Source organism: Rhizobium sp. KNZ14-9A, assembly GCF_056755015.1.
In genome coordinates this window covers 878,937-893,120 of the sequence record NZ_JBPGXB010000001.1, presented here as the reverse complement: position 1 = coordinate 893,120, position 14,184 = coordinate 878,937, and the positions used below count along the sequence as shown (strand labels likewise).

14 protein-coding genes, 3 pseudogenes and 1 other annotated feature are annotated in these 14,184 nt (G+C 55.8%); of the genes and pseudogenes, 8 read left to right on the top strand and 9 right to left on the bottom strand.

The features are described from left to right. Window position 1: 1 nt before the first annotated feature. Together ACR9ZQ_RS04630 and ACR9ZQ_RS04625 are read left to right on the top strand one after the other, a co-directional pair. Window positions 2–514, top strand: a pseudogene (locus ACR9ZQ_RS04630) (3'-5' exonuclease family protein); the annotation flags it as partial. A 186-nt stretch (window positions 515–700) separates the two neighbouring features. After that, window positions 701–1,273 carry a hypothetical protein gene (locus ACR9ZQ_RS04625; protein ID WP_481427026.1) on the top strand — a complete coding sequence of 191 codons (573 nt, stop codon included), beginning with the start codon at window positions 701–703 and terminating at the stop codon, window positions 1,271–1,273. A 270-nt stretch (window positions 1,274–1,543) separates the two neighbouring features. Here the strand turns inward: ACR9ZQ_RS04625 and ACR9ZQ_RS04620 are convergent. The 3 genes and pseudogenes from ACR9ZQ_RS04620 to ACR9ZQ_RS04610 all read right to left on the bottom strand — a co-directional run. Further along, window positions 1,544–2,008, bottom strand: a pseudogene (locus ACR9ZQ_RS04620) (methyl-accepting chemotaxis protein); the annotation flags it as partial. 170 nt (window positions 2,009–2,178) lie between these two features. Beyond that, window positions 2,179–2,916: a GGDEF domain-containing protein gene (locus ACR9ZQ_RS04615; protein ID WP_481427025.1), complete on the bottom strand. Its 738-nt coding sequence runs from the start codon at window positions 2,914–2,916 to the stop codon at window positions 2,179–2,181. 212 nt (window positions 2,917–3,128) lie between these two features. Next, a complete protein-coding gene (locus ACR9ZQ_RS04610) occupies window positions 3,129–3,344 on the bottom strand; it encodes a hypothetical protein (protein WP_481427024.1) in 216 nt (71 codons plus the stop codon). Here ACR9ZQ_RS04610 and ACR9ZQ_RS04605 point away from each other — a divergent pair. Beyond that, window positions 3,343–4,427, top strand: a pseudogene (locus ACR9ZQ_RS04605) (iron chelate uptake ABC transporter family permease subunit). The gene ACR9ZQ_RS04610 and the pseudogene ACR9ZQ_RS04605 overlap by 2 nt on opposite strands. A 105-nt stretch (window positions 4,428–4,532) precedes the next feature. Here ACR9ZQ_RS04605 and ACR9ZQ_RS04600 read toward each other — a convergent pair. From ACR9ZQ_RS04600 to ACR9ZQ_RS04585, 4 genes are all read right to left on the bottom strand, one after another. After that, window positions 4,533–4,895: a cytidine/deoxycytidylate deaminase family protein gene (locus ACR9ZQ_RS04600; protein WP_481427023.1), complete on the bottom strand. Its 363-nt coding sequence runs from the start codon at window positions 4,893–4,895 to the stop codon at window positions 4,533–4,535. Between the two features lie 65 nt (window positions 4,896–4,960). Next, on the bottom strand, window positions 4,961–5,938 hold the full coding sequence (locus ACR9ZQ_RS04595; protein WP_481427022.1) for a thymidylate synthase: 978 nt from the start codon (window positions 5,936–5,938) through the stop codon (window positions 4,961–4,963). A gap of 27 nt (window positions 5,939–5,965) precedes the next feature. Beyond that, window positions 5,966–7,141 (bottom strand): MFS transporter, encoded by a 1,176-nt coding sequence (locus ACR9ZQ_RS04590; protein WP_481427021.1) that lies wholly within the window; start codon window positions 7,139–7,141, stop codon window positions 5,966–5,968. Between the two features lie 62 nt (window positions 7,142–7,203). Continuing rightward, a complete protein-coding gene (locus ACR9ZQ_RS04585; protein WP_481427020.1) occupies window positions 7,204–8,160 on the bottom strand; it encodes a glycosyltransferase family protein in 957 nt (318 codons plus the stop codon). Between the two features lie 86 nt (window positions 8,161–8,246). Between ACR9ZQ_RS04585 and ACR9ZQ_RS04580 the strand changes: the two genes are divergently transcribed. Further along, window positions 8,247–9,478 (top strand): IS3 family transposase gene (locus tag ACR9ZQ_RS04580; protein WP_481427019.1). Its coding sequence is split into 2 segments (ribosomal slippage): window positions 8,247–8,538 and window positions 8,538–9,478, totalling 1,233 coding nucleotides; the frame shifts between segments, so codons are not numbered across the junction. Then, window positions 8,531–8,647 (top strand) — a sequence feature (AL1L pseudoknot). Its footprint overlaps the gene before it by 117 nt. A 36-nt stretch (window positions 9,479–9,514) precedes the next feature. On the opposite strand, the gene ACR9ZQ_RS04575 is transcribed toward ACR9ZQ_RS04580, so the two are convergent. Both ACR9ZQ_RS04575 and ACR9ZQ_RS04570 read right to left on the bottom strand, forming a co-directional pair. Next, window positions 9,515–9,775 carry a hypothetical protein gene (locus ACR9ZQ_RS04575; protein WP_481427018.1) on the bottom strand — a complete coding sequence of 87 codons (261 nt, stop codon included), beginning with the start codon at window positions 9,773–9,775 and terminating at the stop codon, window positions 9,515–9,517. Window positions 9,776–10,015: 240 nt separating this feature from the next. After that, a complete protein-coding gene (locus ACR9ZQ_RS04570) occupies window positions 10,016–10,723 on the bottom strand; it encodes a TetR/AcrR family transcriptional regulator (RefSeq protein ID WP_481427017.1) in 708 nt (235 codons plus the stop codon). Window positions 10,724–10,802: 79 nt separating this feature from the next. On the opposite strand from ACR9ZQ_RS04570, the gene ACR9ZQ_RS04565 reads away from it, so the two are divergent. From ACR9ZQ_RS04565 to ACR9ZQ_RS04550, 4 genes are all read left to right on the top strand, one after another. Next, on the top strand, window positions 10,803–11,486 hold the full coding sequence (locus ACR9ZQ_RS04565; protein ID WP_481427016.1) for a Rossmann-fold NAD(P)-binding domain-containing protein: 684 nt from the start codon (window positions 10,803–10,805) through the stop codon (window positions 11,484–11,486). Further along, the gene (locus ACR9ZQ_RS04560; RefSeq protein ID WP_481427015.1) at window positions 11,477–11,929 is read left to right on the top strand and encodes a Rossmann-fold NAD(P)-binding domain-containing protein; all 453 of its coding nucleotides are present in this window, start codon (window positions 11,477–11,479) and stop codon (window positions 11,927–11,929) included. Before ACR9ZQ_RS04565 ends, ACR9ZQ_RS04560 begins: the two co-directional genes overlap by 10 nt. A 304-nt stretch (window positions 11,930–12,233) precedes the next feature. Then, window positions 12,234–13,091: a fatty acid desaturase gene (locus ACR9ZQ_RS04555; RefSeq protein WP_481427014.1), complete on the top strand. Its 858-nt coding sequence runs from the start codon at window positions 12,234–12,236 to the stop codon at window positions 13,089–13,091. 27 nt (window positions 13,092–13,118) lie between these two features. Further along, window positions 13,119–14,183, top strand: a complete 1,065-nt coding sequence (locus ACR9ZQ_RS04550; RefSeq protein WP_439018632.1) for an alanine racemase — start codon at window positions 13,119–13,121, stop codon at window positions 14,181–14,183. Window position 14,184: the final 1 nt, after the last annotated feature.

Below are 14,184 nucleotides of genomic sequence, written 5' to 3'. Positions count from 1 at the left end.
CCCGGGCGCGGTAAAGCTTGGGTTGGAAAGTGACTTTCCGATCCTTGGCACCTACAAGACCTATGTCCAACCGATCGATCGGTTTGGAAAGCGATATGCGCTCGACCCGTTTTTCACGAAGCTCACCGGGATCACTGAAGAGGTTATCGAGAAGGAAGGTGTTACGTTGCTGGATGCACTATCCGGCATCGACAGTTTTTCCGCCGGGGCCCGGTTTTGGTCGTGGGGCAAGGATGAACTGAATATGGTGGCGATCAGCTGCTATATTGCCAGCGTTGATACTCCCATCCCGGCCCGGCGTTTTGATAACGCCGTCAAGCTCCTGCTCGCGGCCGGGATGCCGGTCGAGGATCTGGCAAAGACCCCCAGCAACAAGCTCGCCGACTACTCCAACGTGGAACATTCCCCTCTGCAGGGCCATGATGCACTCGATGATGCGCTTTCGGTCTCGTACACCCTTCAATACCTCCTAAGGGCCGGGAAGCTGCGACCGGAAGTGTTCGAGACGGCTTAAACAAGCTGAGATGCCCGAATATTGGCACGTCGTGTGTTGAAACATTCTACGACTTCGGAGTCGATTTAATGACACCGGACAAATTGAACATCGCGCACCTAGCCGGTACAGAGTGAAGTTTCCAACGCCTGCTCGCCATAGGACAAGATCCCCATCAAACTTGATATCACCACCAATCCACCCGCGATGCGAGATGTTCTCGGTCGCTGGTTTGCGTCGAATGCCTTGCTGGCTGCACCCCAGGCTGCCGCGCCGGTTGCCTTTGCTCTGTTGGTGCTACCTCTGACCGGCGACGCGAAAAGCGGTGCGGCCATTGTCATGGCAATGACCACTGCGCAAGTGTTGGGCGCGGTCCCCGTCGCTCGCCTCGGCCGCACCTATAATGCTGTCAGATACCTGAAACTCTTGGTCGTCATCCGGACACTTGCGTTTTCCGCGATCGCTTTTCTGGCGGCCTGGAAAGCGCCCTTCGTCCTGATGATCATTGCGGGGGCTGCTGCCGGTTTCGTCAACGGAGCGGCCAGCGGCTACATGCGCGCCATCCTGAACTACATCACCGGCCCCGAACGCTTGCTCAAATCCCTGGGCATCGCGGCGACCCTCAACGAGGTGACGTTTGTCGCAGCACCTGTCGTAGCGTCCCTCCTGGGTTCGATGTCCCCTCCTGGGGCCAGAACAAGATTAGTGCGAAATCGTACGCCAAGCGAATTTGTTCATATTTTCAGCAGTTTGCCGTCTGTGCTGAATAGGAAGTTTTAAGGTGAAATGCTATTTAGGACCCCATTTCTAGAATGAAAATCGATCTCAAGCATCACTTTATCGGCTAAACATATGATTTCGCACTAATCTTGTTCTGCCCCCAGCATCAAGGAGCGCCCGTTTGGGAGGGCGACACGAGACGACAAAGCCGCCCCCTGGGGCGGCTCGTCATTGATCATTGCTTCGAATGCGGCGTCTTCCTCCGCAGGCTTCGCCTTCGTCACCGCAAATTCGGCTTCGATCTGCTGGCGCGTGGGAGGCTGGCGTTCATCAAAATTCCTCCCACTCGTTTTTGCCGGTTTCAATCGCCGCGTTACCGGAGAAGGCCGATGCAATCTTACGACCGAGAGAGCGGGCTGGCGAACGGATAGGAGTGTCGCGACCGTACGCCTCGCGAACCGGGACAGAGCCGTTATTCTGCTGGCCCCCCTGCGACAAACGGAACTGGGACAGAAGCTGATTGAGCGAGGCGACTTCTTTCGCAAGGCTATGGCTGGCGGCTGTGCTCTCCTCGACCATTGCAGCGTTTTTCTGCGTGTCCTGATCCATCTGGTTGACCGCCGTGTTGATCTGCTGAAGACCTGAGGCCTGCTCCTGCGCCGATTCAACGATCGCCGTTACATGCCGGTTGATCTCCTGGACTTCGGCCACGATCGTCGTCAGTGCCTTGCCCGTGTCTCCGACAAGCTGGACGCCTTCACGGACCTGGTCATTCGACGTGGTGATCAGGCCCTTGCCCGAAGGATCGGCGTAACGGTTGGTGCAATGCGAGTTGCTCACGAGCGTGCCCTCTTGGTGGTCGCGACCTGCCCCGCCGGCCGCTCAAGGTTTACCCTGTCGACGGCCTCGGTGACTTGCGCTTCAACGGAAATCAACTCCAGTCGCGCGAAGAGGTGCAACGATGTTTACGCAATGACCCTGTTTCGGCCCTGGGCTTTCGCCTGATATAGATTTTCGTCCGCTGCCTTCAGGCAATCTGATGGATCAAATCCACGAGGGCAATAACACGCCCCTATGCTCGTGGAGATCCGCACCTCGGTGCCAGAAGGTGTTTTCAAGACAATGCGGGAGATTTCCTCCCGAACCTCCTCACAACGACCGCGCATTTGTTCGAATGCCAGATCGCTCTGAAACAGCCCGAATTCCTCACCCCCGAGACGCCCCGCGAAATCCGATCGGCTCTGGTAACGGGCGAGGACAAGCCCGGCGCAGCGAAGAGCTTCATCACCGGTGGCATGACCATACCGGTCGTTGATAGACTTGAAGTGGTCCAAGTCCAGAAACAGCAGGACACCGGTCCCACCTCGTTGGCAAATCATATCCAGATCTTCCATGAAAGCGCTTCTTGTAAGAACGCCGGTCAGGCCGTCACTGCGAGACTGAATGCGGAGGGCTTCATAAGCTTCGGCCAGTTTGTTCAGAGCTTCTTTCGTCGCGGCCTCTGCCCGTCGCACCTTTTCCGACTGAGTGAAATGCAGCGCCGACGCCGGGACCGAGATGGCCAGCGGACACAATATGGTCATGAACAGACCCGCGCCCGCCACTTGCCCGCCTAACAATGGCACAATGCTGAACGAGATCGCAAGCGAGGCCAACACCGATAGTAAGCCGGTTACAATCGACTTTTCTACAATACGACGCATCCATATCACCGTGAGAAATATGGATTTCTATGAACCTTGTGGATTTAAGAAAGCCTGCAACAGGTCAGTAAAAGTCAACTCGTCTGCCCAATATCTGGAAAACTCAATCGGTCACCCGCCCACTATTGCAACGGATAGTGGGCGGGCGGGGGCCTCTGAGGTGAGGTTCAGATTGTGGTCATATAGATCGTTTAGGTCCTCTCGCGACACGCTCAGAACGAGATTTCGAAGGTGCACGCGGAGCATCGATGATGAATGAAAAAACGATCGAAACATCCCATGGCCAGATCGCGTTCTATGACGCACCTGGCGACGAAATCCCCCTCCTCATGATCCACGCCAATTCCGTCTGCAAGGAAACATTCCATTTTCAGATCGAGACCCTTGCCGGAAAACACCGGATCATCGCCGTCGATCTGCCCAGCCATGGTCAATCCTCCGATGCCACCAATCCGCTGCGTACTTACAACTTCAACGAATATGCCTGTACTGCTCGCCGCCTTCACCGTCAGCGCCGTCGGCGTCATCGGCTTCGTCGGATTTGCAGCGCCGTTTATCGCCCGCGCCGCAGCTGCCCGCAGACTGCCGCAGCGCATGATCGCCAGCGTCTCGATCGGCGCAATCCTGCTGCTTGCCGCCGATGAAGCCCTGCAGCAGGCTGCGCGCTTCATGCGCGAAATCCCTGCTGGTGCCGCGACCGGCCTTCTCGGCGCACCGCTCATCGCCGTCTTCCTGAGACGGATGCCGGTCGTGGAAACCCCTGCGTCACCGATCGCGGAGAAGCGCAACCATCGCCCTCTCCTCTACCTGGCGATCACGGCGATCGTGCTGCTTGCGCTGATCTGGGTTTCCCTGTCCCTTTGCCCATCGCTGAACGGCTGGAGCTTTGCGTCACCTTCACAGATGCAATCGTTGCTGATCTGGCGGCTTCCGCGTCTCGCTGCTGCCGCTGCCGCCGGCATTCTCTTCTCACTCTCGGGAACGATCATCCAGCGCATGACGAGCAATCCGATGGCGAGCCCGGAAGTCATCGGCGTCAGCACGGGGCCGCCTTCGGCATCCTCCTGCTCGTACTGCTTGCGCCGAGTTACACGCCCATCTCACAACGTGGGGCCGCTGCTGCCGGCGCAACCGTCAGCTTGGTCGCCGTCCTCCTGATGGGGTATCGGAGCCGCTATAATCCGGAGCACTTGCTGCTCTTCGGCATTGCGATCAATACGGCTTTCGCCGCTTTGGTCGCGATCCTGCTCGGTACGGGACTGCCAAAGATCTTTGGGGTTTTACAATGGATGGCGGGCTCGACACACAGCACGACTCCGACGCAAGCGACGGTCGCAGTGGCCGTCGCTGCGGTGACCCTCGTGATAACACCGCTCTTCACCCGCTGGCTCGACCTTCTGCCATTGGGCGAGGCTTCACACGGTAGAGGTCACAGGTTCGGATCCTGTACCGCCTACCATATTTTTCAATCACTTATCTGCATGAATCCCGCACCGATACATTTCATGTAACCGGGGCACCCTTGAGTTTTGCGCAGCTGACACCAATTAGGCACAAGGGAGTCGGAAGCCTGAGCGCCTGCATACGCGCGAGGCCAATCGAAAGGCAGGGGCAGGCTACGCCACCGGTTTCCTGATCAAACGAGTAGCGACTCCAGCTTCCATAAATATTTGTTCTATCATCGGGATATCAACGGGAAACCACGATGTGTACATTGTGCAACCCAGCAGCGGGTTCCCATCCTTTGCCGCACAACATATCGCGGCGCGTTCGGCGTGAATGGTCCAGAGATACTTCGCTCCGTCGTGTCTAGTGTGCCTCTCCGGAATGTCTTCACGCACCCCTTTTGGAAAGCGGTTATACCCGACCGCTTTAATCCCCATTGCAGCGTCCGCAATCACAGCACCAACATGGCGGCCGTTATCGCGGCTCCAGGAGGCTATATGCTCAGCGAGGGCAAGAAATTTCTGGTCGTTCATGGAAAATCTCGGGAAACATGGAGCTAGGGAAGTAATGATATCGGCTGCTCTGCGGCGCCGACGAATCATGCCGTGCGGTTCTCAAGCCAATCAAAGGAAAGCTCTTGATATGGGCTAGGTAACGCTGCCGCCGCTTGTTTCGCTTCGTCAATTTTTCCGGCGCGATGCATTTCATATACCTGCATCACCCTCGACAGGACGGGGCTGATGGCACTAACGATATCGCTATCCACCCATGAGGCCTGGGCGACTACTTCGATCTCACCGAGGCTGAGATCTATTGGAGCACAACGCAAAACCGGGGGGCTTGTCTCTGCGATGACCCGTTTGGCTGCCTCCATATTTGACTCGTAGATATGGAGCGAATCTAAGCAATGATGATAGGTGCCGAGCGGGACATTTAGCTCCTTGGCAACAAGCTCCATCATCACCGTGTTTGCAAATACATCGTAGGGCAAGCCGAGCCAAACGTCTTGGCTTCGCATGGTGGTGATCATATTGAGAGCGCCGTCACGGATATAAAAGCGATGCCCGATTGTACACGGTATATCTTTGTGCCACGGCTCTACGCTTCCAGGATCATAGATGTGAATGACGGCTTGTCGCGATTGGGGATCTGCCCTGAGCTTTTCTACAGCACCACGAAGCTGATCGATTCGCCCGGACCAGTTCCGCAAGCGTGGGCCATATGCTCCCATAAGAACACCATCATTGGCATAGCGCGCTAGTCGCGGGTTGTAGTCAAAAATCCAGCTCGTAGACGATCCTGCTAAGATCCAGAGGGCCTCCGCTCCTGCGAAGGCGGGATTTATGGCACGCGCTTTACTACGGATCAGGCGATCCAGCGGGTCTCGGAGTGTCACAACGGCTGGCATAACTTCGAATGTCTGGACCCCACGCGGAGCAACCGGGCGCCCATTCTTGATAAGCTCTGCGAGGATTTCAGGATAAATTCGGCTCAGGCTATTACCTTCAAATGTAATCATTCCACGTTTTCCTACTAAAGGTTGTATAAACGTATGAATTGTCGTGGTGGCAGCCATTGGGAAGCCTCCGTTGATCAGTCGGAATTACGCCTCTTGTGATATTGCGCTTGATGTCGGCCGTCGCCGCTCCAAACGATACAGGCCGCCTCCACAGACCGCAGCGAGGATGCTCCCCCCAAAGGCCGCTGCCGCATAACCGTCGACGGCAACGCCGAACGCGAAAATCAGCGAACTGATACCGACAGCCAGGACACCCGAAAGCGTCAGGAGCGAACCGCCAAGTCCCGGCCGATGTGCAAGCAGATCCTGCAAGAAACTGATGCTCAAACTGGCAATAATGGCGTTTCCAACGGCCCCGAAAGCCATGATGGCATACATGTAACCAACGGAAAACGCCTGTGAAAGCAGAGCCATATATACAGCGAACAGCCCGCAGCCGTACGCAAGCACCGTACCCCGAGGAAGAATCTTCAGAACATGCGGGATCGCCAACATGAACGGTATTTCTATGAGGGCAAAGATGCCTGAATAGAGCCCAACCTGACGTGTGCTTCCTTGGTCCAGGCCGGCAATGAGGATACCGGACAACATGAGGAAGAGCCGGGTGGACGCAGAAGCACCACTGACCATAACCAAAGGCATGAGCACGCCAGGGGAAACGATCTCTCGCATACTCGCGGCAAACCCGTTTGCGGATAGCTGGGGAGGTACTTGCGTATGGCGCTCCCGGAAGAAATTGATTGTCAGTAAGATAAGGAGTGCCAGCATCAGGATCGCGGCACACAGATAAACATCAGTAAGCGGCATTCCAGTCGATATAAGGAATGCCGCGGCGGCCGGTGCGATCACCCACGAGAATGCAAAGATTGTTCGCGCCCTTGTTATCGCCGCGGCGGCCCTCTGCCCCGGGCGGACCGAAGCTTTGACTACCGCAAAAAGCTGGGCAAATACGCCACCTAAAAATGGGATGAGCATGACGTGAGCGAAGGTAAACGCGAGCCAGGAATGCACGCCCCATACAACTCCGTATCCCACCGACACCAGACTGCATGCAATAAGCAAGAGTTGCGATCGGTTACCCCATCGATCAGAGGCAAATCCCAGCGCCAAAGATCCAACCACCGAGATGAGCGAGCTCGCGAAGACGATTACCGCGTATTCGGACGCCGCGACCTTAAAAATCTCAATCCCGACGATCGCCTGATAGGGCATAATCATCGCCATGGCCAATCCTGATACAAAAAGTGCTAGCGAAACCAATTAATTAATCCTTAGATTCGTGAAAATTCCGATCGCAGATATCTAGCGCACGACCCCGTTTGTTATCGACTTACCGAGGAAACAATGGCGGCAAAGTTTTTAATTTGTTGGCTGGCTAACATCGGACGAAGCCTATCCAGACATTCGACAAGCTCGTTTTGAAGCCCGCCGCTTTGTCTCATCTCTATGACACGCCGGCACGCCAATTCGGCCTGGTTCGCATTATTAACAATATAGCGCTCGGGCAGGTATCTAGATATCTCATTGATATCCGACGGAGCAACCACCATGCATTTGTTGAGAAGCGCTTCAAAGATACGCTGCGTTACTTGTCCCGCGTTTCGGTAACGTGCGAGAGATAAGAGAAGCGTCACCGGCGATCGAGCATAAATACTGGCTACATCGGAAAATTCACAACGTCCTTTGAAATTGATCGTTTGCCATCGCGTAGGATCCTGCCATTTGCCAAAGACATCCACCTGAAAGCTCTTGGAAAGGGGCCACAGAAATCGCTCGAAATGATCATCTCTATCGTAGCGATTGCCAATGTAGACGATATCTCGCTCCGGAACCGAAAAACCCGCTGAAGAGAGGTCAGCCAATACAGTCTCAAACCACTCATCCGCAATCGGAAAGAGCAACGGGAAGACCGGTTGCCGGCATTCGGCGGTTGCCTGCGCAATTCGGACATTGGCCAACTTGGAGATCCAGTGATTATCCGATAGCTGGAGGTCTTTGTCCCAAATGATGGTCGGTGTTTTACGACCAACGGTATAGTACTGAATGAGATCATCTTGGCGGTCGAGATCCGGGGTGTAACCGGGATCGTCTCTCGAAACGCCCGTGTTCCTACCTGGAATCGGCCACCGCCATTCCAGGAACAAAAGATCAATTTCCGGGTAGCCGTCATCCCAAGGAAACTCCGACGAGAAGTCGTCCTTCGCTTCGCGTAGATCTCGATTTGTCTGAAGGAAGATCACCCGATATCCGCCATCGCGCAGCGCTCGTACCCACGGCATTCTGTGACTGCGTCCACCGTCTGGCGTATCGCGGACTGAACCGCCCCGGATTTACCGGAGACCCCAACTCGTGAGAAGTAGGGTCTATGGCAAGCAAGACGACGAACAAATTCTCTCCTGAAGTCCGCGCCCGTGCCGTTCGAATGGTGGCGGACCATGAAGCCGAGCATCGTTCTCGATGGGCGGCAGTATCTTCGATTGCGGCCAAGATCGGCTGCTCGGCGCACACACTGAATGAGTGGGTGAAGAAGGCGGAGGTCGATAGTGGCAAGCGGGCAGGCCTGCCGAGCGATGTGGCCGAGAAGATGAAGGCTCTGGAGCGGGAGAACCGCGAGCTACGTCAGGCCAACGAGATTTTGCGCAAGGCGTCGGCATATTTTGCCCAGGCGGAGCTCGACCGCCCACTGAAGCGATGATTTCCTTTATCGACGAACACCGCGCGGTGCTCGGGGTCGAGCCGATCTGTAGACTGCTGCCGATTGCCCCGTCCACCTACTATGAGGTCATTGCCAAGCGCAGGGACGTGGGCCGCTTATCGGCCCGCGAGCGGAATGATATCGCCATGAAAGTCGAGATACGCCGGGTGTTCAACGAGAACTTCCAGGTCTATGGCGTGCGGAAAGTCTGGCGACAGTTGCAGCGAGAGGGTTACGACATCGCCCGCTGCACCGTCGCTCGGCTCATGAGGGCGATGGGCCTTCAAGGCATCATTCGCGGCAAACCCGTCAAAACCACCGTGTCCGACAAGGGCGGACCATGCCCGCTCGATCGCGTCAACCGCCAGTTCAAGGCTCCAGCGCCAAACAGGCTGTGGCTTTCCGATTTCACGTATGTGGCCACTTGGCAGGGCTTCGTTTACGTCGCTTTCGTGATCGATGCCTTCGCCCGCCGGATAGTCGGCTGGCGGGCGAGCCGGACCGCTCATGCGGGTTTCGTCCTCGATGCTCTGGACCAGGCGCTTCATGATCGGCGGCCCGTCCATCGCGGCGGGCTCATTCATCATTCCGACCGCGGTGTTCAATACGTGTCCATTCGCTATTCCGAACGACTGGCAGAGGCGGGCATCGAGCCCTCCGTCGGAAGTGTTGGCAACTCCTATGACAATGCTCTGGCCGAAACGATCAACGGTCTTTACAAGGCCGAGGTCATCCACCGGAGAGGACCCTGGCGCAACTTCGAAGCCGTGGAGTTTGCCACCCTCGAATGGGTCGATTGGTTCAACCACCGGCGTCTTCTGGAGCCCATCGGGAATATCCCGCCAGCCGAAGCCGAACAACGTTACTACGCCATGCTGGATGCACCAGCCATGGCCGCATAACTTAAACCAAACGGTCTCCGGCAAAGCCGGGGCGGTTCAGTCGGCCATCGGCGACAATATGAAAGCGCCGAGCGGACGAGCGGCAAAGCCTATCGCAAACACTGCAAAGCTCGTCATAAGGGATGCTGCTTCGCTCCCAGCGGGAAAGAGTTGTGCTGCGAACACCCCTGCTAGCAGCCCGTAGATTGACCAGTCGTACCATTCTATGAAATGGCCGATCGAACCGCCGACGAGCGTCTTGGCCCTTCGATCTGATCTTTGGCTGTTCGCAGCGGTTACGCCATTCAAAGCGTCCATGCTCATCTCGCCGACCCTTCAGCTTGGTTGTTCACAACAGAGAGTGTGCCGGAGCCTGACCCGGTCCGCTTGCGCACCGGACCATAATCAAAGGCAATTTCCACCTTATTGCGATTTCAAAATAACATACATATTAGTTAGTATGTCAATTGGCGAGATTCATTTTAGATGAAACATCGCGCTTAGGTTTTAATGCCCTTGACTAGGAAATCTCTGTTCAGTTGTTCTGGCGCGTGGCAATCAGCTCTTGGCAAAGATTGGTTCGATGCTCTCGACTAGGAGCGTCAACTGCTCATGAAAATATCGCTCGTCGGTTCTCATGAAGCGGTCCATACAAAGACCTCGAATGGAAGAAAGCAGAAGATCGAGCACTCTGGCTGTTCTTTGATCGATCGTGGTCAGGCTCGGGTTCAGGGTGAGCCAACACTGGTTTAGCGCTTCCATCGTTCGCTCGCGATGTTGAAGAAGACGCTCACGCATGCGCTCGTCCTCCCGCGAACCCATGATGATTTCCCATATCGACCAGTATTGCGGGCCGCCGTAAATGCTCCAAAGCTGCCTGACAAGCAGTTGAAGATCAATAGGCTGCCCGCTGCTCTTGCGGCCGAAGAGACGAAATTCCAGAACGATACGCTCCGAGACATAATCGAGGACGCCGAACAACAGGTCGTCCTTCGTTGCAAAGTGATGATGAAGGGCGCCGGTCGTGACGCCCGCCGAAGCCGCGATGTTTGCCGTGGTCGCACCGGCAAACCCTTTTTCACACAGCATCTCGATGGCAGCTTCAATGAGCAGTTGCTGGGTTTCGGCGCTACGGTCAATTTGCCGCCTTTTGTTCAGAGGCCGTCGCATCAATTTCCTCCGGATTCTGCATGGCGATGTCTTGTAGCGCGGCACAGGCGCGAAAGGGAGAAAAACTTCGCATTCAATAGAAAACGCTTGACTCATGTTCAACTTCCGGTTTTGTTTATGCGTACTTCATAGTACGTACTTTGCAATATGAATTATCTCACGGAACCGGCGCCCCTTGCACCGGACCGAGGGTCGTGGCGCGCTTTCACAACAGCTTTGGTGGATAATGAAAACGATATGGGTCCGTGGAGAAGTCAACCCCAATGAACGCCGAGCGCCGCTTACGCCAGAGGATGCCTCCAGGCTGATCGACCGCGGATATGAAGTTCATGTCGAAACGGCACCAAAACGTGTCTTTTCAGACAGCGAATATCAAAGGCATGGCTGCATCATCGAACCGCGCGACACTTGGCGCCAGCAACGCAAGGATACGGTGACCGTCGGCATCAAGTTGCCGGAATTGACCGGCGAGCCGTTCTACGGTGAGCATGTCTTCTATGCCCATCAATATACCAAGACACGGATTCTTCACGAGAAACCGACCGCGCTCAAGATGCTCGAGGGATTTACGCGTGGAGGCGGAACCCACTACGATACCGAGTTCTTGACGGACGAGACGGGCGCAAAGGTGCCTGCGTTCAGCACCATCGCTGGAAAAGTCGGGACAGTCCTTGCCGCAATCCTCTGGTCCGAGATCGAGGGGCCGAGGCAAGCTCCCCCGCAAGGCTGTTCACCGCGCCGACCCAATTGGACGAACTCTTGGGCCGAGCGCATTCAGGCCTCAACGACTGCCGGCACCCGTCGATTGCCCTATTGGGGACCCGCGGCCAGTGTGGTGTCGGTGCCGTCATGGTGCTGAATGAACTCGGGCTGGATTATACAAGCCTCTCACGTCAGTCCCTTCTTGATCCTGACGTCGATCACGCGCTCTCAAGCTACGATATCATCGTCAATTGCATGGCCGTCGATGAAACGACGCCCAAATTCCTGAGCCCCGAAAACATCGGATCCGACAGCAAGCTTCGGATCGTCTCGGATATCGGATGCGAGACCAACAATAACAATCCGATCCTTTTGAGAGGCCCTCTCTCGAGCATCGACGAGCCGATCTACGAAGTTCCGACAAACGGCAGGCCTGTCTACGTGATCGCCATCGATCATCTGCCGGCCATAACACCACTTGAAAGCAGTCAGGCTTTCTCGTCCCAAATGACACCACTGCTTTTCTCCCTGCTCGACGGGGCCAAGACGCCCCCTTGGATCAATGCCCAAGAGGTCTTCTTGCGTGCCCTCGCCCTCTGACAGCGCTGACGACAGTCGGCCTGTCATTTCTTAATTTGAAAAAGGCAATGATATGGTTATCGCAGTTGTATTGTTCGCAGTTGCCGGCCTCATGCTCGCAGCCGATGCCTTTTACCATCGGGTCGATCTCTCCCATGTCCCACGTCCCGCCGAAGGCGCCGATGCTGTTCGGCATTACCGCAAATACTTCAAAGGTTTGAGCTACAAGCCGCTAGACTGGCTTTTTGGGCCGATGGCCTTCGTCTGGTCCTACCTCTTCATTCTGGCGGCCATCCTTGCATTTCATCACACCGACAGCTGGGCCTTGAAGCTGCTGGCGATTCTGTTTGTCACGGGCCGGTTTAGAGCTCTGCAGGAAATCGGTCATCATGCCGCTCATGGTTCATTGGGTCCAAACCGGCGCATCAATGAAATCATCACGAACCTGCTTTACCAGTTTCCGGCATTCATGCCGGAAATAAGGCGGCGCCATCAGGTCCACGTTGTCGAACATCATCATTCGGTCAACACGGAAGATGATCCCGACCGACTGGAAATGGTCGAAAGAGGATTTGTGCCCGGCATTACGGCAGGGCAATACTGGTTTGGCGTTTTCCGGCCGTTGACGCCGTTCGGCATTGTTGATCGGTTGAAGGAATGCTGGGGCTATATCGCGATAGACATGTGGAACTGGAACCTAGCGCTGCGCCTTCTGTCAGTCGCAACCGTGATCGCGCTGTTTGCGTACTTCGGCTTCTACACCGAGTTGCTGTTCCTTTATGTCGTTCCGGTCTTGATCACCTATCCGCTTTTCTACTGGGTGGCCCATATCGCGTTGCATCGTTGGTTTGCCACCTGCGAGACGGATATTCCTTATCATCAACGTGAACTTGCGCTCGGGCGGCCGACCGACTTCCCAGGCGTCGTCGGCGCTATCGTCAAGCACAATGTTTTTCCGTACGGCGATTCCTATCATCTCGCGCACTCCCTCTTTCCCGCAGTTCGTTGGAATTATCTGCCAGCCGTCGACAATCTGATGAAGCGTGACAGTCCCGAATACGCCAACCACGGCAGTGTCGGCCTATTCTTCGGCAGCCAAGGAAAGCCGTCGGCACTTGGCGAATTGAGGCTTCGCATGATTGAGGACGGCAGCAAAACATTGACGGAACCGCAGATCGCTTAGCGACCCATCAAACTCGAGGACCATAGAATGGCTGAGCTCGCAGTTAATTTGAAATCCATTGAAGCAAACCTGCAATTTATCAAAGCTGACGCCGACCGAAACGGGCTCGAACTGGTTTTCGTGGTCAAGCCCTGCCACGACTACGCACCGATCCTGCAGCTTGTCGATCGGCAGGCTCCCGCCTATCTCGGAATGTCGAAGATTCAAATCGCCAGGAATTTCTCCGCGCAGCTGAAGACGCCGGTGATGACCACGAGCCTTCCGACAGCGCTGCAGGCGGAGGATATCGTTCGTTATTCGAAGGCCAGCCTCAACTCCGATCCGAGCATTCTGGATGCCCTCGACAGCGCTGCCGAAAAGCACGGCGTGAAGCACGGCTACTTCCTGATGGTCGATGTCGGCGACTTGAGGGAGGGGGTGCTGCCGCATGAGGCACCTGCCGTCATGCGAGCGATCCTTGCCAAGCGCCATCGCAACCTTGTCTTCGAGGGCTTCGGAACCAACTATGCCTGTGCCAACGGGGTCCAACCCTCCCATTCGAATCTAAGCTGTCTTTACCGGCTGGCGCGCGATCTCGGGCAAGAGGGGATCAGTGTACCGAAGATATCCCTTGGAGGCTCCTCCATTATTCATTGGATGAGTTCAGAAATCCTGGCCAGTTGGCCCACTCAGGTCAGGATCGGACAAGCAGCATTGCTGGGAACGATACCGGTCGCTGACGAGCCCTTTGTCGGATTACGAACCGACACCCTCCGGTTTTGCGGAACCATCGTCGAAATCCAGGACAAGCCGGCCGGTATCGATGGAGGCGGCGCCGTCGCGGACCTAGGCGTTGCCGCAACTTCAGAAATCCGCAAGCGGGCCATTCTCGATTTTGGAGTCGTCGACGCGGACCCGAAAGCACTTATTCCGCGCGAAGCCGGGGTCAGGATCGTGACTGCCAATTCCGATTACACTGTCATCGACGTCACAGGTTCGGCAGAGAGCCTGCGCATCGGCTCGTCCATCTATTTTGATCTCAAGTATCGAGCGATGCTTCAGGGGTTTTTATCTCCCTACCTTTCGAAACGGGTCGTCGAGCATCTTTCATAAA